The sequence below is a fragment of the Acuticoccus kalidii genome (assembly GCF_021556395.1).
GTDB classification, from domain to species: domain Bacteria; phylum Pseudomonadota; class Alphaproteobacteria; order Rhizobiales; family Amorphaceae; genus Acuticoccus; species Acuticoccus kalidii.
On sequence record NZ_JAKGCS010000036.1, the window covers coordinates 717,639 to 739,810 of the forward strand.

Below are 22,172 nucleotides of genomic sequence, written 5' to 3' on the forward strand. Positions count from 1 at the left end.
AGGAAAGCATTGCGCTGCCGACACCTCTTCTGGCAGGCGAGAAACGGGCCTATCGTCGTGATCGGCCCGCCCGACAAGGGCCGATCCATGATGAGCGACGGTCGGTCGGCCGCCTCGCTTTGCCAAGAAACGAAATGAGAGAGGGGCGCCATGTACGCCGAACACGTCGACGTTATCGACCGGTCGTTCACGAAGCTCGCGCAGGGCAACGTCTATATGGAGAAGCTGTGGACCGGGGCGCGCTGGACCGAAGGTCCGGCCTATTTCGCCGCCGGCCGCTATCTCGTCTTCTCCGACATCCCGAACAATCGCATGATGCGATATGACGAGACGGACGGCAGCGTCTCGGTCTTCCGCTCCCCCTCCAACAACACCAACGGCAACACGCGCGACGCCGAGGGCCGCCTTGTGAGCTGCGAGCATCTCGGCCGCCGGGTCACGCGGACCGAGCATGACGGAACGATCACGGTGATCGCCGATCGGTTCGAGGGCAAGCGCCTCAACTCGCCGAACGACGTCGTCGTCCATATCGACGGCAGCATCTGGTTCACCGATCCGACCTACGGCATCGATATCGACTATGAAGGCGCCCGCGCGGAGAGCGAGATCGGCGCCTCCAACGTCTACCGCGTCGATCCGGGCACCGGCGCGGTGGAGGCGGTCGCGACGGATTTCGTGAAGCCGAACGGGCTCGCCTTCACGCCCGATTATTCGCGTCTCTTCATCGCCGACACCGGGGCGAGCCATGTCGAGAACGGGCCGCGCCATATTCGCGAGTTCGCGGTTGACGGGAAGCGGCTGTCGGGCGGGGCGCTGTTCGCCGAATGCAGCTACGGCATGTTCGACGGTTTTCGTTTCGACGTGTTCGGGAATCTGTGGACGAGCGCGGGGGACGGCGTCCACTGCTACAATCCGAGCGGCGATCTCGTCGGCAAATTGCGCGTGCCGGAGGTCGTGGCGAACGTGTCGTGGGGCGGGCCGCGTCTCAACCGCCTTTATATTTGCGGCACGTCCTCGCTCTACGCGACCTACCTGCGCACGAACGGCATGCCGTATCCGAGCTGAGCGCGCCGCGCGCATACCGGAATGGAAAAGGGGGCTGCGCGCCCCCTTTTTGTCGTCTGGAAGATGGGCGGCGCGGTCTCAGGCGCAGGCGGCGACGATGCTCTTGAAGAGCGGCATCCCGTCTTCGCTCGCATGGAGCGGCTCGACCGCGTTTTCCGGGTGCGGCATCAGGCCGAGAACGTTGCCGGCTTCGTTGGCGATTCCGGCGATGTCGTTCACCGAGCCGTTCAGCGCCTCGCGATAGCGGAAAATCACCCGACCTTCGCCTTCGAGACGCTTCACAGTCTCCTCGTCGGCGCGGAAATTGCCGTCATGATGGGCGACGGGGAAGGTGACTTCGGCGCCGGTCTCGTAAGCGCCGGTGAACGGGCCGCTCTGCTCCACCGCGAGATGAACCGGGCGGCAGATGAAGGTGAGGCCAGCATTGCGCATCAGCGCGCCCGGCAGAAGGCGCGCCTCGGTCAGAACCTGAAACCCGTTGCAGACGCCGAGCACGTAGCCGCCGCGTGCCGCATGGTCGGCGACGGCACGCATCACCGGCGAGCGGGCCGCGATCGCCCCGGCGCGCAGATAGTCGCCGTGTGCGAAGCCGCCGGGGACCATCACGAGGTCGACGGCGGGCAACGACGTTTCCGTGTGCCAGACGAGGTGGGTCTCGGTGCCGCCGGCGAGCGTGATCGCCCGCTCGGCGTCACGCTCGCGATTGGAGCCCGGAAAGACGATGACAGCGGCGCGCATCAGCTCACAATGGCAATGTCGTAGCGCTCGACGACCGTGTTCGCGAGGAGGTCTTCGCACATCTTGTGCACCTCGGCGCGGGCGGCCTCTTCGTCGCTCGATTGAAGTTCCAGGTCGATGATCTTGCCCTGCCGCGCCGAGACGACGCCGGAAAAGCCGAGATCGGACAAGGCGCCTTCGATCGCCTTGCCCTGCGGGTCGAGCACGCCGGATTTCAGCGTGATGGTGACGCGCGCTTTCACGACTGCACCAGCGTCGGCCCGGAGACGATGGGCCGCTCCTGCTCGGGCATGATTCCGAGGCGACGGGCGACCTCCTGATAGGCTTCGAGAAGCCCACCGAGATCGCGGCGGAAGCGGTCCTTGTCGAGAACCTTGGCTTCCTTGTCGTCGGTCTTGATGTCCCAGAGACGGGCCGAATCGGGGCTGATCTCGTCGGCGACGACGACGCGCATCAGGTCGTTCTCCCAAAGGCGGCCGCATTCCATCTTGAAGTCGACGAGACGGATCCCGACGCCGAGAAAGAGGCCGGCCAGGAAGTCGTTCACACGCACGGCAAGGGCCATGATGTCGTCGAGTTCCTGGGGCGTCGCCCAACCGAAGGCGGTGATATGCTCTTCGGTGACGAGCGGATCCTCGAGCTCGTCATTCTTGTAATAGAACTCGATGATCGAGCGGGGGAGCTGCGTGCCCTCCTCGAGCCCGAGACGCTTCGCGAGCGAGCCTGCGGCGACATTGCGCACCACGACCTCGAGCGGGATGATCTCGACCTCGCGGATGAGCTGCTCGCGCATGTTCAGCCGGCGGATGAAATGCGTCGGAATGCCCATCTCGTTGAGATGGTTGAAGATGTGTTCCGAGATCCGGTTGTTCAGAACGCCCTTGCCGTCGATGACGTCTTTCTTGCGGGCGTTATAGGCGGTAGCATCATCCTTGAAGTGCTGAATGAGCGTGCCGGGTTCCGGGCCCTCGTACAGGATTTTTGCTTTGCCTTCGTAGATGCGGCGGCGACGGCTCATGGGGATGTACCGACTCAGGTTAGGCTGTTGCATTGGATAAGCGCCAACACGTCGATCGAGGCGGGCCAAACCGCGTTGGTTCGTCCCACCCCGGCAAACGGCAGCGCCGCGACCCTAAAGATAATGTCCGATTGACGCTATCCCATACCGGCGTCGGTCTCAATGGTGTCGGATCGCGCGTTGACTCGCCGGGCGGCATCAAATCATAGACGCGCGACAGGATGGAGGCGGACGATGAGCCAATTCGAAGAACGGGAACGCGCATTCGAAGCGCGCTTTGCGCACGATGAGGAGCTGCGGTTCAAGGCGATCGCGCGGCGCAACCGGCTTCTCGGGCTGTGGGCAGCCGAGAAACTCGGTCGCGAGGGCGCCGCGGCCGAGGCCTATGCGCGCGAGGTCGTGCGCTCCGATTTCGACGAGCCGGGTGACGAAGATGTGTTTCGCAAGGTGCAGGGCGATCTGACCGCCGCGGGCGTTGCGCTCGAAGACGAAGAATTGCGGGTCAAGATGCGGGAGCTTCTCGTCGTCGCGGCCGAGGAAGTGTCGAGCACCTCCTGACGAGCGGGGCCCGGTTCGCCGGGCGCGTTGCCGATAGAGGACGACCGCGGCGCATGCGCCGCGGTCGTTTTGCGTTTTGCGCCTTACTGCGCGGTTGCCGGGGCCGGCGTCTCGGTCTCCTGCGCATTGTCGTTCGCAGCCGGGGCGGTATCGGTCGCCGCAGGGGCGGTGCCGGTTGCCGCCGGAGCGTCGTCGTTCGCCGCCGGAGCGGTCTCCTCAGCCGCCGGCGCGACGGCTTCGGCCGGCGAAGAAACGGCCGGGTCGGTCGCCGTCGTGTCGCCGGCGGTCGATTCGCTCTGCGTCGCGGTCGCGCCGGTCGCCTCCGAGCCGGTATCGTTCGCCGGCTGGTTGGTGACGGATTCGCTCGCCGGCGCCGGTCCGCTCTCTTCGAGGGCAGGGGTGGGGGTGGCGATATCCGCGTCGTCGCCGGAGAAGGAATAGAAGTAGGCACCGATCGCGAGAATCACCGCGATCGTCGTGCTGATGGTCAAGATCATCAGCGTGTGCGTGCCGAACGCACCTTGCCGGGCTTCGGTCGTCGAGCGTTGTTCCACCATGTATCACCCTTCCGTCTCGCCAGTGGGCCGCACGGCACCAACCGGCGGGTTACTAAACTCAAGCCTAAAACGGATGGGTCGGGGCGGGGGTTCCCCGTCCAGCCTGCGGTGTGTTGCCCGGGTGTCACGCGCCGCGGGCGACAGCGGGCTTTCAGGCAATCGAGATACGGAATCGGCTTCCTTATCGGGCCGGAGGGCGTCACCTTCGCCGGAACTGTCCAGGAGTGCCCCGTGCGTATCCTTTCCGGCGCTGCCCTTTTCCTCGCGATGACGTTTTCGGCCCAGGCCGCCGATCCCTACGCGCCGCCTCCTCCGGAAGTGCCGGACGCGGTCGAAGCGCGCGACATCATCTTCGATCTCGGGTTCGGGGCGCAGCTTCAGCCGCAATTCCCGTCCAGCCAGAAATACATGACGACCCCCTGGCCGATCGCCGGGCTCCATTTCCTGCGCGTGCCGATGATCGGCGACGTGGTGGACGGCAAGCCGCGCGTGTTCTCGATCTATCCGGCCTACGATTTCACCGGCGAGCGCAAAGAGAGCGACGCGGCCTATCTCGCCGGCACAGGCAAGGTCGACTGGTCGGTGGAACTTGGCCCGGGCGTCGCCTTCCGCAAGGGCCCGATCCGCGCCTTCGCCGAAATCCGCTACGGCCTCAGCGGGCATAACGGGTTCGTCGGCGAGGCGGGTGTCGATTTCATCGCCAACCAGTTCGCCCGTTTCGAGGTGCGCGGTGGCCCGCGCGTCTCCCTCGCGACCGACGATTATATGAAGACCTATTTCGGCGTTCCGGTCTCCGCGGCGGTGCTCGATCCTTATGAGCCGAGCGGCGGCTTCAAGGATGTCGGCATCGAGATGCAGGCCCTTTATCGGATCACCGACAAATTGTCCCTGCGCGGCAAAGCGTCATGGCGCCATTATGTGGGCGACGCGGCCGACAGCCCGATCGTGAAGGCCGGCAATCAGGACGAATTCGTCGTCGGCATCGGCCTCAGTTATCTGTTCGGCCTCGATCTCTACTGATCCGGCGGCCCGTCACCGTCGACCATAAAAAAAAACGCCTCGGATGTCCGAGGCGTTTTTCGTTTCGCGAGAGCGTCCGGCTCAGCGCCAGAGCGACACGCACGGGATCTTCGAGCGGTCGCACCGGTCGGCATAGCGCTTGGCGATCTCGGTGACTTCGCGCATCAGACCGGCTTCCAGCGTGATCGGCTTGAGGCCGAGATGCAGGAAGCGATCATGCTCCACATGCAGCTCGTTCTCCGCCGCTTCGTTGCGCGGGTTGTCGAGATAGGCGATGTCGACGCCCGTCAGATCGGCGATCATCTTGGCGAGATCGCGGATCCGGTGGGTCTCCGTCATCTGGTTCAGGATGTTGACGCGCTCGCCGGCCTGGGGCGGGTTCTCGATCGCCAGCTCCACGCAGCGGCACGTGTCCTTGATGTGGATGAAGGCGCGCGTCTGCCCGCCGGTGCCATGCACGGTGAGCGGATACTCGACCGCCGCCTGCATCAGGAATCGGTTGAGAACCGTCCCATAGTCGCCGTCATAGTCGAAGCGGTTGATGAGCCGCTCGTCCTTCGACGTCTGATCGGTTTGCGTGCCCCAGACGATGCCCTGGTGAAGATCGGTGATCTTCACGCCATCGTTCTTGTTGTAATAGAAGAAGAAGAGCTGATCCTGCGTCTTCGTCATGTGGTAGATCGAGCCGGGATTGGCCGGATACAGGATCTCCTGATCCGTCAAACCGTTCTCGGTGTCGACTTTGACGCGCAGATACCCTTCCGGGATCTTCATCCCGGCGGTGCCGTACCCGTACACGCCCATCGTGCCGAGGTGCACGAGATGCACGTCGAGCCCCGACTCCACGATCGCACACAGGACGTCGTGCGTCGCGGTGAGGTTGTTGCGCACCGTGTACCGCTTGTGCATCGGGCTCTTCATCGAATAGGGCGCGGCGCGCTGCTCGGCGAAATGCACGATCGCGTCCGGCTTCTCGTCGATGATGAGCGAGAGAAGGCGGTGATAATTTTCACCGACGGTGAAGTTGACGTGACGGATCGTCTGTCCGCTCACCTCCTTCCAGGCGGCGAGGCGCTCGGACAGGTGTCGGATCGGGGTGAGCGATTCGACCTCCAACTCCACATCAATCTTACGACGCGACAAGTTGTCGACGATGATGACCTCATGGCCTCGGTTCGACAGGTGCAGACTGGTCGGCCAGCCGCAAAAGCCATCGCCACCGAGCACGATGATCTTCGCCATGGAATGTTGCTCCGATCGTAGGTCTGAAGACGACCATTGGGGAGAATATCGCGGGACAGTCCGGTCGATGGACGAACGGTGGCCAACGATGAGGTGCACCGCTTACACGCAAATTGCCGCCAGATGAAAGAGGCGAGGATGCAAACCATCCTCCCACGTGAGCGGGGGGCTGATGGGCGACCAAACATTTGCGCGGGAGGAGGCGAGGATTTCCCCTCAAAGTGCTAGACTGCCCTTGCGTGGCGCGCCGCTTCTCGCCGGGCGTCGCCGGTAACCGATTGCCTTGCCGGCAGCACTGGCGAACCCATGATGCGGATGCTAGGCGTCTGGGCGTCGAGTGGATGGACGAGCTGATGAGCATTTACCCCGTCATTCTGGCCGGAGGTCGCGGGACCCGGCTTTGGCCCCTGTCGCGCGCGGACAAGCCCAAGCAATTCTTGCCGATGCACGGCGAGCACAGCCTTTTTCAAAAGACGATCGAGCGCCATGCGACGGTCGACGGGTTGAGCGCGCCTTGGGTGGTCTGCGGCCTGTCGGACCGCTTCCAGGTCGATGACGGCCTCACCGGCATCGGCATCAACGACGCGACCGTCGTTCTCGAACCGGCGAGCCGCAACACCGCCCCGGCGATCGCCGCCGTAGCCGAGGCACTCGTCCGCACCGACCCGGACGCGATTCTCTTCGTCCTTCCCTCCGACCACCTCATCACCCCGGACGCGGCCTATTTCGCGACGCTCGAGGCCGCCTTCGCCGCTGCGAAAGACGGCAAGATGGTCACGTTCGGCGTCGTCCCGACGCACCCGGAAACCGGCTACGGCTACATCAAGGCCGCCTCCGGCGACGGCGCGGTCCGTCCCGTCGAGCGCTTCGTGGAAAAGCCGCCGATGGCGGATGCGGCCGAAATGGTCGCCGAGGGCAGCTATTTCTGGAATGCCGGCTTCTTTGCCTTTGGCGCCCGCGCCCTGCTCGACGAATTGTCGCGCACCGCGCCCGATGTCGTCGAGGTCGCGATGGCGGCGGTCGATGCGGCGGAGCGGGACAACGGCTCGATCACGCTGCCGGAGAGCGCCTATAGCCAGGCCCCCGACATTTCGATCGACTATGCGCTCTTCGAGCGCACCGACAAGGCGATCGTCGCCCCGATTTCGTGCCGTTGGTCCGATGTCGGTTCCTGGCGCGCCTATTGGGAGACGCTCGACAAGGACGATCACGGCAACGCCGTGCGCGGCAAGGGCATCTCCGTCGGCTCGAAGAATTCGCTGATCGTCTCCAATCGCGCCGACGTCGTGGCGCTCGGGGTCGAGGATATGGCGATCATCGCCGTCGAGGACGCGATCCTCGTGTGCCCGCTCGACCGAGCGCAGGATGTGAAGAACGTCGTCGCCACCCTGAAAGAGGGCAAGCGGCACGAGCTTCTCGACGTGTCGCCGACAGTCAATCGTCCCTGGGGCGGCTATTCCTCGATCATGAACGGGCCGCGCTTCCAGGTGAAGCACCTCTTCGTGTCGCCCGGAAAGCGCCTGTCGCTCCAAAAGCACCATCACCGGGCCGAGCATTGGGTGGTCGTCCGCGGCACCGCCGAGGTGACGATCGACGACGAAGTGCAGACGCTGAGCGAGAATCAGTCGACCTACATTCCGCTCGGCGCCGTTCACCGCCTCGCCAATCCGGGCCGCATCCTCCTCGAAGTGATCGAAGTGCAGACCGGCAGCTATCTCGGCGAGGATGACATCGTCCGCCTGCAGGACGAGTGGGGCCGCACCTGACGGCACCGGGCTGAGCGGGGCGGCGGCTCAGAGCGCCTCGACCCCGCTCGCATTGTTGATGATCAGCGGGCCGTACAAAAGCTCGGCGAAGAGCCGCGAGGGCCGCAGCGTCGCCCAATATGAGGACTTCGCCGCCGCCGCATCCTTGCGCGCCGAGGCCATGTCCGCCGCAAGGTCGGAGACGATCTCGCCGAGCACGCGATCGTCCGCCGCGCGCAGAATCCGCGAGCGCGGCGCACCGGCGATCTGGATCCCGTCATAGGTGATGATCGGCTTGCCGGCGGCCATCGCGTGCAGCGCCGTCGTCGAATGATATTCGACGCTTTCGTCGGCGGTGTAGGGCAGGAGCAGTGCGTCGATCCGCTTCAGCGCCGCGAGGTAGAGCGGGCGCGGCATATAATCTTCGATCAGCGACACGTTGCGTTCGGGCATCGCCATCAGCTCGGCGCGGTGGGTCTGCACGTCGGCCGGGAGGGGGCGGCCGGCCGGATCGGGGCGGACCTGGATCACGAAGCGGGTGCGCTGCGGATTGGTCGCCGACTGGTTGGCGGCCCGCACGATGGCGGCGAGGCGATCGAACCCGCGTCCGGGCCCTGTCGAGGAGAGAAAGCCGACGGTGAAACGGTCGGACGGGGCTTCGCCGGCCCCTTCGAGCGACAGCTCGGGCGGGGTGTCGAGCGGTTGGACGGGCACGCCGATCTGATAACGCAGCCGCTGCGCGAGCGCCCGCGACCACGCATAAAGGAAAATCGACGGCCGCACGCTGTTCAGATGATCGATCCGGCTGCCGAGGCTGTGCAGGCCGCCGAGCCGGGCCGCATGGGGCATCTCCGCCTCCTCCCACCAGGTGGCGAGGTGGATGAACGGCCGCGCCTTGGGCGCCATCTCGGCCGCGAGATCGAGGACCATGTGGAGGAGCGCGGCGTCGAAGGCCGGAATGAAGACATGCCGCCGTGTCGAGAAGCGGGAGGAGGCGAGCACGTCGCGAAGCCGGTCTCTCAACGCGTCTTCGGCATGGTCCTTGGCGCGTCCGGTCAGCCCGTCGAGCTCGTAGGTCGAGACCGGAAAGCCGCCATTGCCGAAATGGGCACTCGCTTCATGCCCGATGACCACGAGCGGGATGCGCAAGCGTCCGGCACAGGCGCCGATGCGCATCGCGAGATCCTCGTGCGCCGGGGTTCGCGCCGACGCCGCCGGGTCGACGAGCACGAACTCGTGCGCGAGCCCGTTCTCCCGCGCGAGTTCGGGAAACGCCGCATTGCGCAGGAGGGCGACTTCGATGTCGGCGATCGGCGGTTCGGCCCAAACCGGGTCGAGCGACAGCTTCTTCGACCCGATCGGCAGCCGTGAAACTCCAGAAAAATTGGCCATACGTGTCAGTGTTATTCAAATAAAGCGGCATCGCGGGGCGAGATCGTGATCGAGGCCCGACGGCCGAAGCTACAGCCTCCGCACGATACGCCGTTCGCGGCCTGATGTCTCCGATTAACCACGACAAGCGGGGTGGTTCATGGTCGCCGGTTCGCCGACAGAACCGTCCCGTCGGAGAGCGGGCGCAATGGATATTTAAGGTTAACGTTGCATTCTAGCCGCCACGGCAGAGCGATACGGAATTTCGGGGGCAGTGGTGGCGATCGTCTTGAGCCCACCTCAACGGACATTGGAAGGCTTTGCCGATCTCGCGGTTCGGGTCGCCTGGTGGTTGGGCCCCGGCGTTCCGGCCGCGCCGGTGACGCCTGTCGCGATCCCGCGCCTCGCGCCGATGCCTGATCTCATGCGGATCGAACCGCCCGGCACGGTGGATCCCCGCATCGCCTGGCGCCTTGCGCGGGTGGACGCGCTGTCGATGTCGGTCGCGTCGGAGGAGGCGGACCGACGCCGTGTCCTCGATGGCGGCGCCACTGGCGACACGATTCTCGCGACCGAGCGAAGGGGCACCACGGATCGCGAGATTGACGCGCTTCGCGATCGCGGGGCGATCCTCGACGGCGATCCGGCGGCCAACCCGGAAGAGGCGCTTGTCTGGCTGAAGGCCGGGGCCATTCTCGGGCGCGGCGCGGATCGGGGGCCGCAGCGGGCCGCCTGGTCGGCATTGCGACGGGCGAGCGCGGGTTGCCGGCGCATCGTGGTCGTCGGGCCCGATATCGCGCAGGAGGACTGGGCGGGCCTTTCGGACGAGGTGCTGGCGCTCGATCCGGTCCTTGCCTCCGGTGTCGGTCTCGCGGTGGGGGCGGGGCCGGTTCTCGTCACGCTCGACGATCCGGTGCGTCATCTGGGGCCCTCACGCAGCGCGGCCGATCTGCGCGATCACGTGATCGACATGGTCGAGGCGAACGCCAACGCCTTTCTGTGCGTGCCGGCGGCGGCCGGGCCGCTGATGCGCTCGCGTCTGCCGCGCATGGTCTGGGATCGGCTGATCATCGACGATGTCGAGGCACGGCTCGATCCGGGACCGGCGACGCTTTTGTCCGTCGCCGCCTCGCTCGCCGACACGGTCGACGTGATCGGCTATGGCGGGACGCCCGCGCCGCTCGCCGACGATGCGGCGGCCCTCCACCCGGCCTATGCGGCGAGCGCCCAGAGGGCGGCCGATGTCAGCGATATCGTCGCCGCCGCCGAGGCGGTGGGGGTGCGTGTCGCCGCGCTCGGCCGAACACGGCACGACGGTCTTGCCGGATGCGATCGCGGTCGCGCGCCGAGCCATCTCGCCGACGATGCGCAGGCGTTCGGCGACGCAGGCGCGCCGGGCTTTTCACGCGATGCTGCGAGCGCGCGCCGCCTCCGCCTGTCGCGGCATCCGGGGTCGGGGGATCTCACGCTTTGGCGCCTGGGCGGTCATCCCGGCGAGGCGGGGCGGCCGCTGGCGGTCTTTACGACCAATGGGAGCGTGGCGCGCGGCGCAGAGCCGATCGCCCCGCGCCATCCCTGGCCCGACGATCCGCACCGCGCGGCCGACCTCGTCCTCGACATTGCCGATGCGGCCGAGCCGGCCCTCATCCTCACCCCCGTGCCTGACGAGCGGGGCCGGGAGGAAGAGACCACCGTCGCAGGTTTGCGCGGTGGGCTCGAGGCGGGGGAGGGGCCGGACGGCCCGTTCGCCGACGAGGCGGATGAACGGCGCGCCCTCGTCACCTATCATCGCCTGAAATATCGCGACCTCGATCGGCTCGACGCGCCGCGCTTCAAGGCGCTCGCGAACGCGCTCGATGGCGGGCGCACGTTCGTCTTCGCCGGCTTCGAGTGGGACGCGATCAACACGGAGCGCCTCGGCGGCGAGACGGTCGCGGTGGTCGACACGCCCTTTGGCGCGATCCCGCAGCGGGTGCGCGAGGAGGCGGGGCGCATCCTCATCGTCGCGACGAACGCCGCGGCCCGCTTGGCCGACACCGAGGACGCCCCGTCCGTGGTGCGCCTCACGGCGCTGTCGGCTGCCCATCGCGGGAGCGACGCGGACATCGTGTTCGACCCCGCGGATCTCGTCTGGCCGGACGAGGGGGCGGGCGCGGTTCCCCTCGCAGTGCGCCTTCTGGCGACGCTGGGCGTCGATCCGATCGTCGTCGTCGGCGCGGAGATCGCGGACCGGGTCGCAGAGCCGCGCGTTGTCGGCCTTCATGATTCGGAGCACGGGGTCAGCGTTGCGGCCCATTTCCACGACATTTTCCGCGCCGACGACATGCGGACGGCGCCCCGCATTCTCCTCTGCGCAGGGCCGGAGACGCCGCTCGACCTGATGGAGCGCGTCTTCGCGGGGCTCGGCGACCGGCTCGCGATGGCCGTCTATCGCGACGGCGCGGTAAGGCTGGTGCGCGGCGAGCAGCTCGTGTCCGGCGCGAAGGTCGCTCTGCCGGCCTACGACCCGGGCGATGCCGGCCTCGTGGTCGCGATCGACCGATTCGCGCCGCATGTGATGCTTCTCGCGGAGGGAGGGAACCGGCCGGACCTTCCGGGCGTTCCCGTGCTCGCACTCGGCCGTGCGTCCGCCGCGCGGCCCGTCGCCGGCCGGATCGACGCGCCGAGCCTTGCCGAAGCGCGGATGGCCGAGGCGGCGGCCGATCGCCTGCGGCTCGCGATCATGGCGGCATCGGCACGGGCCCGCACGCTCGCCGTCCGCCGGCCGTTGCCCGAGCGCGTGGTGGACGAGGCGGCGCAACGGGCGGGGGCCGTCAAAGAGCCGCCACAGTGGCTCGAAACACTTCGCCGTTCCCGGCCGGCGTTGTCCCGGGCGGCGGTTCACTTTAAGCCAAAGAATGTCACCCACGGTAAGAAGAGGCGTGCTCCAATGTCCGACACTGTGACGCGACGGCGTACCGGTCTTGCAGCGCTCTGGCCCTGGCCGGGAAATATCTTCCTGGTCTTCCTTGCCGCCTGGCTCTTTTATATGGGCCGGATCGCCGATATCGGGGACGTGCAGAACGCCTTTTTCGGCCTCTCCGGCGTGACGGCTTTCGTGCTTCTGTTCGGCCTGCGCGCCGCGCTCGTCCGCCGCCGTCATGGCGAGGTCGAGGAGAGCTATCAAGAATTCGGCCGCGTGCCTTACCGCCGCTCGGTGATTCCCGACGAGGTGGAGGCGACACCCGCGCCGGTTCCCGCCACCGAGCCGGCGGACGACGATGCGAACGTCTCGGCCGACGAGGCGCGGGCGCAGCTTCTCGCCCGCGCGCGCGCCAGGGCGAACGAATCGGTGAGCGGCGGCGCGGCGACGCCGGCCGAGGAGACGAGCGCCACGATCACCGTTCCCGCGCCCGAGCCGGCGATCGCGACGCGGATCGAGCCCGTCATCGAGACTCCGATCACCTCCGGCGAGGTTCACTCGACCGAAAAGCGGCTCGAAGATTATAAGATCGCGCTCGATCAGCTCGAAGCGTGGATCAACCGCGAGAAGGCCGAGCGCGGCGCCCAGCTCGTCAAGCTCGAAAACGCGATCGGCGACCGGATCGACGCGCTCGCGACCCGCCTCGAAAGCGGCGTGCCGGCCCAGACGCAGCGCGAGGAGGTCCGCGCGATCGTCGAGGAGACGATGGGAACGGCCGCCGATCCGGTGCCAGATCCGCAACTCGCCGCACTCGGTGAGCGCCTGTCCGCCATGCGGACCGATATCGAGGCGAGCTTGTCGGCGGGTGAGGCCGATCGCGCGGCGATCCGCAACGAACTGCGTGCGGTGCGCGAGGTCGCCGAAAAGGCGATGCACCGGGCGGCGGAGGCGGGCGCCGATTCGAATATCGAGAACGCGATCGCCACGCTGAAGAGCGAGCAGGCGGTCGACCGGCGGGAGCTCGCTTCGTTCCGCGCCGCGCTCGTCTCGACCGGCGAGGGTGTCGCGATCGACGAGGACGCCGCCACCCAGCTCGCCGCGATCACCGCGCGGGTCGAAGCGGTCGAGAAGGAGGCCGAGGCGCGCCTGGCCGAGGCCGATCAGATCCTGTCGGAGATGCGCACCAGCCTTGCCGCCTTCGGCGATCACGTCACGAAGGTGGAGGGCACCTTCGGCGAGCTGATGGCCTGGGTCGGCCGTTTCGAGGACGATGGCGGCGAGCGGCCGAGCGAACAGAGCGTCCAGGCCGAAGTCGAGGCGCTCCGCGACGCGCTGACGACGATCATCGAGCAGAACCGCGAGATCCGCGCCAAGCAGGATATCCTGTCGGCCCGTTTCGACGCGCCGACCCGCATCGAGGTCGACACGCGCGAGGACTGACCGGCGCCCCAATCCTCCGCTTGCGGGGCGCGTGTCAGCGCCCCGTGCCGCCGTTCGAGGGGATGGAGAGGAACTCGACGCCGTCCCCTTCGATCACCGCGGCCGTGAGAGCGCCGCCATAGACCGCACCCGTATCGATGTTGGTGCGATAGGTGCGGTGGTCGGGATAATCCACCGGGGTGTGGCCGTGGACGACATGGACCGGAAGCGGTTCGCGCGAACGCAGGAAATCGTCGCGAATCCAGATCATGTCTTCGCGGCGCTGCTGGTCGATCGGAATGCCCGGCCGGATCCCCGCATGGACGAAGAAGACGTCGCCGATCTGATGGTGGACGGGAAGTCCCCGCAGGAAGGCGAGATGATCGGCGGGGAGCGCCGCTCTGAAGGCGGCCTGAAGCGCCGGCGGATCGTCCCGGAAGTCACCCGGCTCGACCCCATAGGAGCGAATGGTCGCCGACGCGCCATAAGAGAGCCAGCGCGACAGCGCTTCGGTGTCCTCAAGGCTCGCGAGGAGGGCGTCCTCGTGGTTTCCGGTGAGGCAGATGCGCTCGCGCCCGGACGGCTGCGGGCCGGACAGAAATGCGATGACCTCGTTGGACGCCTCCCCACGGTCGACATAGTCGCCGAGGAAAATCTCGGTCACTCGCCCGACCGGATTCTCGGCGATATCGACGGCGATCGCCTGCTGCATCTTGTGGAGGAGGTCGAGCCGCCCATGGATATCTCCGATAGCGTAAACGCGGTGATCTTCAGGCAAACGGACAGTCATTTCGCCTTCATCGGTTGACGGATGGCCCCACGGGCCGCCATTGCGGTGGATGATCGATGAGACGGCAGGAGTCCCGAGCGGTGTGGCGCCGGGTCGACCGTGTGACAGCGCGTCGGCCGTCGCTGCAGGAGATCAATCGTGATCGACATGGGACCTATGGTCGTTGAATTTCTCTCGTTCGGGGTCGTGCTGGCCATCGCAGGCGCGGCGGCCGGCCTCATTGCCGGCCTTCTCGGGGTTGGCGGCGGGATCGTCATCGTCCCCGTCCTGTTCTATCTCCTCCCCGCGGCCGGTGTCGGCGAAGAGCATCGGATGCACGTGGCGGTCGCGACCTCGCTCGCGACGATCATCGCGACATCCATCGTCTCGGCGCGGTCGCATTATAAGCGGGGCGGGGTCGACGTGCCCCTGTTGAAGAGTGTCGTGCCCTCGATCGCGATCGGCGTGATTATCGGTGTCGTCATCGGCGGGCGTGCGAGTGGTGCGATGTTGACGGCGGTGTTCGCCGTCGTCGCCCTGATCGTGTCGATCCATATGGCCTTTTTCAAGGGGCGGCAGCTCCGCGAGACGTTTCCCGGCCAGCCGTGGCGCTCCTTTATCGGCCTCTTCATCGGCGGCTTCTCGGTGGTGATGGGCATTGGCGGCGGCACGCTGTCGGTGCCGATCCTGACGCTCTGCAACATTCCGATCCGCCGCGCCGTCGGCACCGCCGCCGCGATCGGCCTGTTCATCGCCGTGCCGGGCGCGATCGGTTTCGCGTTGGCCGGGTGGGGCGAGCCGGGACTTCCGCCGGGGAGCCTCGGCTATGTGAACCTGATCGGCTTTGCGCTGATCGCGCCTTTGTCGATGGCGCTCGCCCCCTATGGCGCGAAGCTCGCCCACACCATTCCCAACGAGTGGCTGAGCCGCGCCTTCGCGATCTTCCTCGCCGCGACCAGCATCCGCATGGGCATGAGCCTCATGTAAGCGATCGAAGCGTGTGGGCGATCGCGTCGGGCGCGCCCGCGACGTTTGATCCGCGCGCCACGGGATCATCCGGCTGTCGTGTCGCTTGGCAGCCGGGGTCCGACCAAGTAATGCTGCTAAATGAAGCGGCAGAGTTTTAAAGTTCTTCCAGATCAAAAGTCGGCGGGCATCCGGGCGCACGATGCGTCGCGTTCGCTCGGCGGCGGCTCATGGCTGACCGGCTTCGCGCTCGTCCTGTGCGCGTTGACGCTGCTTCCCCTCGGCGCGCTCATCGTCACCGCCTTCCACCAGTCCGATGCCGGGGCCTTCGGCCACTATGCGAGCACGGTGCTGCCGCGCTATGTCGCGAACACGCTCGCCCTCACCATCACGGTCGGCGTCGCGGTGACGCTGATGGGCGTCTCGAGCGCCTGGCTCGTCACGATGTGCCGCTTTCCGGGCCGCTGGCTGTTCTCCTGGGCGCTCGTCCTGCCGCTCGCCGTGCCCGGCTATGTGAGTGCCTACGCCTACACCTATCTCTTGCAGCATCCCGGCCCGGTGCAGACGGCCCTGCGCGACATCACCGGATGGGGCCCGCGGGATTATTGGTTTCCCGACATTCGCAGCCTCGAGGGCGCGGCGTTCGTGCTCGCCATGGTGCTCTACCCTTACGTCTACCTCCTCGCGCGCACGGCCTTTCTCCAGCAGTCGGCCACCGCCTTCGAGGCAAGCCGCACGCTCGGCCGCTCGCCGTGGCGCGCCTTTATCGGCGTCGCCGTTCCCCTTGCGCGCCCGGCGATCGTTGCGGGGCTCGTCCTTGCGATGATGGAGACGCTCGCCGATTACGGCACCGTCTTCCAGTTCGGCGTCGAGACCTTCACCACCGCGATTTACCGCACGTGGTTCTCGATGGGCGACCGGATCGCGGCGGTGCAGCTCGCGCTGATTCTCGTCTCCTTCATCCTTCTCCTGATCGCGATGGAGAAAATCGGCCGGCGCGGGCAGCGCTTTTCCGACACGCGGGCGAGCCGGCCGATGCCGGCCCTGGTGCTGACGGGATGGCGGGCCGGGCTCGCGACGCTCGCGTGCGCGCTGCCGATCGCGTTCGGCTTCCTGATACCGGCGGTCACCCTGTTCGGTGTCGGCCTCTCGCTCGACGTGCCCTGGTTCGATCCGCGCACCACGCGGCTCGTCTCGAACACGGTGATCCTCGCGAGCGTCGGCGCGGTCGTCACCGTCGCGGTGGCGATGGTGATCGCCTATGCGCGGCGTATCTCGCGCGGGCGGATCACCCAGGCGCTCGGCCATCTCGCCGGGTTCGGCTATGCCGTGCCGGGGGCGGTGATCGCGGTCGGCCTCCTCATCCCGTTCGGCGCGTTCGATCAGTGGATCAACCGCGTGACCGTCGCCCTCTTCGGGGTGCAGGTGGGTCTTCTCCTGACCGGGACGATCGCGGCGCTCGTCTTCGCCTATGTGGTCCGCTTCCTCGCGGTTTCGCTGAACGGAGTGGAAGCGGGGCTGACGCGGATCCCGCCCTCGCTCGACGGCGCGGCGCGGACGCTGGGTTCCGGTCCGACGGGCACGTTCCTGCGCATCCACGCCCCGCTTCTGCGTGGTGGCCTCCTCACCGCCTTCCTGATCACCTTCGTCGACATCATGAAGGAGCTGCCGGCGACGCTGATCCTGCGGCCCTTCAATTTCGACACGCTGGCGATCCGCGCGAGCCGTCTCGCCTCCGACGAGAGGCTCGCGGAAGCGGCCGTCCCGTCCCTGATGATCGTTCTCGTAGGGCTGTTGCCGGTGATCCTGCTCTCGCGCCAGATCGCCCGCTCGCAGCAAAAACGGCCGGCCGGGCGTCGCCTCTTCGCGCTCGCCTCCTTCCGGGAGGAGGAGGCCGCTTCCGTCACCGACGACGAGGATGGTGATGGGACCGGTGCGGCCGGCGATCGTCTGCAGAAAGCCGCCATCGCCTGAGGGCACCGCCGGGCCGCGCCCGGCCGCCTTCGTGGCGGCGGTCGTGCGGACATTCGCCCGGCGGGCATGAAAAAGGGCGCCAGCGGCGCCCTTTTTCGTCTTCGTCGTGTGTTCGGCATGGATCCCGTGCCGCCGCTTCACTGTGGTGGGCCGGGCGGCGGCTCGGCCGCGCCGGTCTAGTGGGCGAGGATCTGGCTGAGGAACAGCTTCGTGCGCTCGTGCTGCGGGTTGGTGAAGAACGGTTCCGGCGCGTTGCTCTCCACGATCTGCCCCTGATCCATGAAGACGACGCGGTTCGCCACCTGACGGGCGAAGCCCATCTCGTGCGTCACGCAGATCATGGTCATGCCGGTCTGCGCGAGGTCGACCATCACGTCGAGCACTTCCTTGATCATCTCCGGGTCGAGCGCGGAGGTCGGCTCGTCGAACAGCATCACATTGGGGCTCATGCAGAGCGCCCGCGCGATGGCGACGCGCTGTTGCTGACCGCCGGAGAGCTGCCCCGGATATTTGTTCGCCTGCTCCGGGATCTTCACGCGCGACAGGTAGGTCATCGCGATCTCGTTGGCTTCCTTCTTGGGCATCTTCTTCACCCAGATCGGCGCCAGCGTGCAGTTCTCGAGGATCGTGAGGTGCGGGAACAGGTTGAAGTGCTGGAACACCATTCCGACATCGCGGCGAATCTCGTCGATCTTCTTGAGATCGGAGGTCAGCTCGATCCCGTCGACGACGATCTTGCCCTTCTGGTGCTTCTCGAGCGCGTTGATGCACCGGATCAGCGTCGACTTGCCCGAGCCCGACGGGCCGCACACGACGATCCGCTCGCCCTTATAGACCGTGAGGTCGATATTCTTGAGGACGTGGAAATCGCCGTACCACTTGTTCATACCGGAAATGTCGATCGCGATCTCGTCGGAAACCTCCATCACGGCCGGCGGTACGGAGGCTTCGGAATGGGCGACATTTGCCATGTTTGGTGTGTCTCCTTAGCGGCGGTCTGAGGCTCTGAGGCGCTTTTCGAGGAGCATCGAATAGCGCGACATGGACCAGCAGCAGATGAAAAACAGAAGGGCGATGAACCCGTAGAGTTCCCAAACGATACCGTTCCAATTGGCGTCGGAGCGGATCGGATTGGTGAGACCCAGCGGGTCGAGCAGGCCGATGACGGCCACCAGCGTGGTGTCCTTGAAGAGGCCGATGAAGGTGTTGACGATACCGGGGATCGAGATCTTCAGCGCCTGCGGAAGAATGATCAGCCGCATGCCCTGCCAATAGGTGAGGCCGAGCGTGTCGGCCGCCTCATACTGTCCCCGCGGCAGCGCCGCGAGACCGCCGCGGACGACCTCCGCCATATAGGCCGAGGCGAACAGCGTCACCATGATGAGAACGCGCAGGATGAGGTCGAAGTTGGTGCCCGGCGGCAGGAAATAATTGAGGAGGGTTGAGGCGACGAACAGGAGCGTGATCAGCGGCACGCCGCGGATGAACTCGATGAACGTGACGCAGACCATCTTCAGAACCGGCAGGCGCGACTGGCGGCCGAGCGCCAACAGGATGCCGATCGGAAGCGAGCCGGCGATGCCGGTGACGCCGATGATCATCGTGAGAAGGAAGCCGCCGAACAGCGAGGACCGCACCGGCTCGAAGATCAGCCCGCCCCACAGGAGGAAATAGGCGATGAGGGGATAGGCTAAGGTGAAATAGAGCCACTTCGATTTCACCGCCTCACTGCCGAACACGAAGGCGAGGCCGCCGACGACGAGGGCGACGAACGTCGTCGGGGAAAGGAGGAAGTCCATCCCGTCATCGCCCATCAGCGTCCACGCGATCGCGAACACCACCTTGACGGCGATGAGGCCCGCCATCGCGTAGACCAAGGGCCGCATCGTGCGGAAGAGAATGGGCACGAGGGCGACGACGAGGAGAAGCGCCGCCGTGTCGGGCCGCCAGCGCAGATCGGCGGGATAGAAGCCGTAAAGGAGTTGGCCGAACCGTTCGTTGATGACGGCCCAGCATGCGCCGTGCGCCCCTTCACCGAAGCGCGTCGCGATGATCTCGCGGCATTCGCTGAGGCTCTTGGCGTTCCAGACGGATTGGAAGACCGCCCATTCGAGGATCGCCGGGACGATCCAGGCGATCAGTGCAATGCAGAGGATGGTGAGGCCGGCATTCGTCCAGGACGAGAAGAGGCTCTCCCGCATCCAGGCGATCGGCCCGGTCGAGGAGGAGGGCGCCGGCTCCGGGTCATATTGGGTGTCGGCGACATAGGCGACCGTTTCTGCGTGGGTTCCGCTCATGTCAGCGCTCCACCAGTCGCACGTGGGAATTGTAGATGTTCATCACCAGCGAGATCAGCAGCGACAGAACGAGATAGAACCCCATCAAGAGGAGGATGCACTCCATTTCGCGCCCGGTCTGATTGAGCGTGATGCCGCCCAACGTGCCGGTGGCGTCCATATAGCCGACGGCGATCGCGAGCGAGGAGTTCTTGGTGAGGTTCAGGAACTGACTGATCAATGGCGGGACGATGACGCGCAGCGCCTGAGGCAGAATGACGAGCTTCATCGTCCGGTTCGGACGCAGCCCGAGCGCGAACGCCGCCTCACTCTGTCCGTGGCTCACCGAGAGGATACCCGCCCGCACGATCTCGGCAATGAACGCGCCGGTATAGAGCGACAATGCGAGCCAGAGCGCGATGAGGCTGTCACGAAGCTGGATGCCGCCTTGGAAGTTGAAGCCCTGAAGGGTGGGATATTCCAAGGTGATCGGCCGGCCGAGGAGGAAATAGAAGACGACCGTCGGCACCACGAGGATGATGATCATCAAACCCGCGACTTGCGCGTTCGCCGCCCAGCGCACCACGGCGAGGGCGAGGACCAGCGAGGCGGCCGAACCGAGCGCCACAATGATCGTGTTGCCCTCTTCGAGGGGCGTGAAGGAGAGGAGCGTGAAGAGGACGTTGGCGATCACGACGCCGGAGATCAGGCCGACCGTGCCGGCGATGATCCAGCGCACCGCGTTGCCGAGTTCGGGAAGCTGAGAGCCGGTCGCCTCCTGATGCCGCTTGGTGTAGCGCGAGAAGAGCACCGCGCCGGCGATCGACAGCGCCGCGATGATGAGGAGGACGAGCCACCCGCTCTCGAACAGCGGACGGGGAATGTAGATGCCCCGGTTGGTGGCGACGACCGCGCCCGTCTCGAGATCGCGGAAGGCACGCGGGGCGGGGAGGGATTCGTTGACGACGGTGGCCGTCAGCAGGATCCACAGCAGGACCGGGACGTTGCGGAAGCCTTCCACGTAGACGGTCATCAACTTCGCGATGAGCCAGTTCTTGGAGAGGCGGGCGACGCCGGCGATGATGCCGAGGACGGTGGCGGTGATGCAGCCGAGGCCGGCGACGACCAACGTGTTGATGATGCCGACGAGCGCGGCACGCGCATTCGAGTCGGTGCTCCGATAGGGGATGAGTTGCTGGTTGATATCGTAGCCGGCAGGCTGCCAGAGGAAGCTGAAATTGAAGTCCTTGCCGAGGGCGGCGAGGTTTTGAACGGTGTTGTTCACCAGCCACGCGACCACGAGCATCAGGATGATCATGGTGATGGCTTGGATAAAACCAGAGCGATAACGCTCGTCCCGCCAGAGCATATCGAGGCGGAAGGTGGGGGCGTCGGGATTGGTTACGACGCTCATATCGATTGACGGCTCATAATGCGGTCTCCGGATACGAAACGGGGCGCGGATCTTGCGATCCACGCCCCGAAAAAGGCGCTTAGCGGAACGGCGGTGCGTAGAGGATACCGCCGTCGGTGTAGAGGGCGTTCAGCCCTCGCTCGAGACCCACCGGAGTGTTGGGACCGAGATACTCGTCGAAGAGTTCGCCATAGTTGCCCACGGACGAGATCACCTTCACGGCCCAATCGGCGGGCAGGTTGATCATCGCGCCGTATTCGCCCTCGGTGCCGAGAAGGCGGTTCACCTCGGGCTTGTCGCCCGCGGCGGACGCCATCTCTTCCACGTTGTCCTTCGTCACGCCGTATTCCTCGGCGACGATGAGGGAGTTGAGCACCCAGCGCACGACATCGCCCCAGTCGTCATCACCCTGGCGCACGGCCGGGCCAAGCGGCTCCTTGGAGATGATCTCCGGGAGGATCACGTAGTCCGTCGGGGTCGGGTAGGACGAGCGGGAGGCGGCAAGGCCCGACGCGTCGGTGGTGTAGGCGTCGCAGGCGTTCGCGAGGAACTTCTGCTTGGCTTCGGATTCCGTTTCGATCGGAACCGGCTCGTAGCTCATGTTGTTGGCGCGGAAATAGTCGGCGAGGTTGAGCTCGGTCGTGGTGCCGGTCTGAATGCAGATCGTGGCGCCGTCGAGTTCGAGGGCCGAGGTGACGCCGAGCGCCTTCGGCACGATGAAGCCCTGGCCGTCATAATAGTTGACGCCGACGAACTCGAGCTTGAGGTCGGTGTCGCGCGAGAAGGTCCAGGTGCTGTTGCGGGACAGGACGTCGACTTCGCCCGAAGACAGGGCGCTGAAGCGCGTCTTGCCGGTGAGCGGCTTGTACTCGACCTTGCTCGCATCACCGAAGATCGCGGCGGCGACGGCCTTGCAGACCGCGACGTCGAAGCCCTGCCAGTTGCCTTCAGCGTCCGTGAAGGCGAAGCCGACGAGGCCGGTGTTGATTCCGCAGATAAGGTTGCCGCGATCCTTCACTTGTTGGAGGGTCTGTGCCTGTGCACCGGTGGCGGCAACCATCCCGGCGACGGCCGTGGCGGTGGCCAGTGTCAAGAGTTTCATCGGTTCGCTCTCTCCGTATGGCGACGGTTCTGGTCT

Annotated in this window: 18 protein-coding genes; 7 read left to right on the plus strand and 11 right to left on the minus strand. The window is 66.1% G+C overall.

The window, feature by feature from the left end; genetic code table 11:
• The first annotated feature begins 150 nt into the window (after positions 1–150).
• Positions 151–1,065 carry an SMP-30/gluconolactonase/LRE family protein gene (locus tag L1787_RS24365; RefSeq protein WP_235711699.1) on the plus strand — a complete coding sequence of 305 codons (915 nt, stop codon included), beginning with the start codon at positions 151–153 and terminating at the stop codon, positions 1,063–1,065.
• A 78-nt stretch (positions 1,066–1,143) separates the two neighbouring features.
• On the opposite strand, the gene purQ is transcribed toward L1787_RS24365, so the two are convergent.
• From purQ to purC, 3 genes are read right to left on the minus strand one after another with little or no spacing between them, the layout of a single operon-like run.
• Positions 1,144–1,803 (minus strand): phosphoribosylformylglycinamidine synthase subunit PurQ, encoded by a 660-nt coding sequence (gene purQ / locus L1787_RS24370; RefSeq protein WP_235711700.1) that lies wholly within the window; start codon positions 1,801–1,803, stop codon positions 1,144–1,146.
• A complete protein-coding gene (gene purS / locus L1787_RS24375) occupies positions 1,803–2,045 on the minus strand; it encodes a phosphoribosylformylglycinamidine synthase subunit PurS (RefSeq protein ID WP_235711701.1) in 243 nt (80 codons plus the stop codon). Before purS ends, purQ begins: the two co-directional genes overlap by 1 nt.
• Positions 2,042–2,854: a phosphoribosylaminoimidazolesuccinocarboxamide synthase gene (gene purC / locus L1787_RS24380; RefSeq protein WP_304523992.1), complete on the minus strand. Its 813-nt coding sequence runs from the start codon at positions 2,852–2,854 to the stop codon at positions 2,042–2,044. The genes purS and purC overlap by 4 nt, the downstream gene beginning before the upstream one ends.
• 201 nt (positions 2,855–3,055) lie before the next feature.
• Here purC and L1787_RS24385 point away from each other — a divergent pair, with 201 nt between their 5' ends.
• Complete coding sequence (locus L1787_RS24385; RefSeq protein WP_235711703.1) at positions 3,056–3,379, plus strand: DUF1476 domain-containing protein; 324 nt, start codon at positions 3,056–3,058, stop codon at positions 3,377–3,379.
• Positions 3,380–3,462: 83 nt separating this feature from the next.
• On the opposite strand, the gene L1787_RS24390 is transcribed toward L1787_RS24385, so the two are convergent.
• The gene (locus L1787_RS24390; protein WP_235711704.1) at positions 3,463–3,936 is read right to left on the minus strand and encodes a hypothetical protein; all 474 of its coding nucleotides are present in this window, start codon (positions 3,934–3,936) and stop codon (positions 3,463–3,465) included.
• Positions 3,937–4,167: 231 nt separating this feature from the next.
• Here L1787_RS24390 and L1787_RS24395 point away from each other — a divergent pair, with 231 nt between their 5' ends.
• Positions 4,168–4,956, plus strand: coding sequence for a MipA/OmpV family protein (locus L1787_RS24395; RefSeq protein ID WP_235711705.1), 789 nt, complete (start codon positions 4,168–4,170; stop codon positions 4,954–4,956).
• An 81-nt stretch (positions 4,957–5,037) separates the two neighbouring features.
• On the opposite strand, the gene L1787_RS24400 is transcribed toward L1787_RS24395, so the two are convergent.
• Positions 5,038–6,198 carry an NAD-dependent epimerase/dehydratase family protein gene (locus tag L1787_RS24400; protein WP_235711706.1) on the minus strand — a complete coding sequence of 387 codons (1,161 nt, stop codon included), beginning with the start codon at positions 6,196–6,198 and terminating at the stop codon, positions 5,038–5,040.
• A 353-nt stretch (positions 6,199–6,551) separates the two neighbouring features.
• Between L1787_RS24400 and L1787_RS24405 the strand changes: the two genes are divergently transcribed.
• Complete coding sequence (locus tag L1787_RS24405) at positions 6,552–7,964, plus strand: mannose-1-phosphate guanylyltransferase/mannose-6-phosphate isomerase (protein WP_235711707.1); 1,413 nt, start codon at positions 6,552–6,554, stop codon at positions 7,962–7,964.
• 27 nt (positions 7,965–7,991) lie between these two features.
• Here the strand turns inward: L1787_RS24405 and L1787_RS24410 are convergent, their stop codons facing one another.
• The gene (locus L1787_RS24410; protein ID WP_235711708.1) at positions 7,992–9,335 is read right to left on the minus strand and encodes a glycosyltransferase family protein; all 1,344 of its coding nucleotides are present in this window, start codon (positions 9,333–9,335) and stop codon (positions 7,992–7,994) included.
• Between the two features lie 268 nt (positions 9,336–9,603).
• On the opposite strand from L1787_RS24410, the gene L1787_RS24415 reads away from it, so the two are divergent.
• Positions 9,604–13,656, plus strand: a complete 4,053-nt coding sequence (locus tag L1787_RS24415; protein ID WP_235711709.1) for a hypothetical protein — start codon at positions 9,604–9,606, stop codon at positions 13,654–13,656.
• A 34-nt stretch (positions 13,657–13,690) separates the two neighbouring features.
• Here the strand turns inward: L1787_RS24415 and L1787_RS24420 are convergent, their stop codons facing one another.
• On the minus strand, positions 13,691–14,413 hold the full coding sequence (locus L1787_RS24420; RefSeq protein WP_235711710.1) for a metallophosphoesterase family protein: 723 nt from the start codon (positions 14,411–14,413) through the stop codon (positions 13,691–13,693).
• 168 nt (positions 14,414–14,581) lie between these two features.
• On the opposite strand from L1787_RS24420, the gene L1787_RS24425 reads away from it, so the two are divergent.
• Complete coding sequence (locus tag L1787_RS24425) at positions 14,582–15,391, plus strand: sulfite exporter TauE/SafE family protein (protein WP_235711711.1); 810 nt, start codon at positions 14,582–14,584, stop codon at positions 15,389–15,391.
• 120 nt (positions 15,392–15,511) lie between these two features.
• Positions 15,512–17,344 carry an ABC transporter permease gene (locus tag L1787_RS24430; protein WP_235711712.1) on the plus strand — a complete coding sequence of 611 codons (1,833 nt, stop codon included), beginning with the start codon at positions 15,512–15,514 and terminating at the stop codon, positions 17,342–17,344.
• A 176-nt stretch (positions 17,345–17,520) separates the two neighbouring features.
• Here L1787_RS24430 and L1787_RS24435 read toward each other — a convergent pair whose 3' ends face one another.
• The 4 genes from L1787_RS24435 to L1787_RS24450 form a co-directional block, all read right to left on the minus strand.
• Positions 17,521–18,270: an amino acid ABC transporter ATP-binding protein gene (locus L1787_RS24435; protein ID WP_235711950.1), complete on the minus strand. Its 750-nt coding sequence runs from the start codon at positions 18,268–18,270 to the stop codon at positions 17,521–17,523.
• Positions 18,271–18,330: 60 nt separating this feature from the next.
• Entirely contained in the window at positions 18,331–19,641 is a 1,311-nt protein-coding gene (locus tag L1787_RS24440) for an amino acid ABC transporter permease (protein ID WP_235711713.1), read from the minus strand.
• A 1-nt stretch (position 19,642) separates the two neighbouring features.
• Positions 19,643–21,034 carry an amino acid ABC transporter permease gene (locus tag L1787_RS24445; RefSeq protein WP_235711714.1) on the minus strand — a complete coding sequence of 464 codons (1,392 nt, stop codon included), beginning with the start codon at positions 21,032–21,034 and terminating at the stop codon, positions 19,643–19,645.
• 79 nt (positions 21,035–21,113) lie between these two features.
• Entirely contained in the window at positions 21,114–22,136 is a 1,023-nt protein-coding gene (locus tag L1787_RS24450; RefSeq protein ID WP_235711715.1) for an amino acid ABC transporter substrate-binding protein, read from the minus strand.
• Between the last annotated feature and the right edge of the window lie 36 nt (positions 22,137–22,172).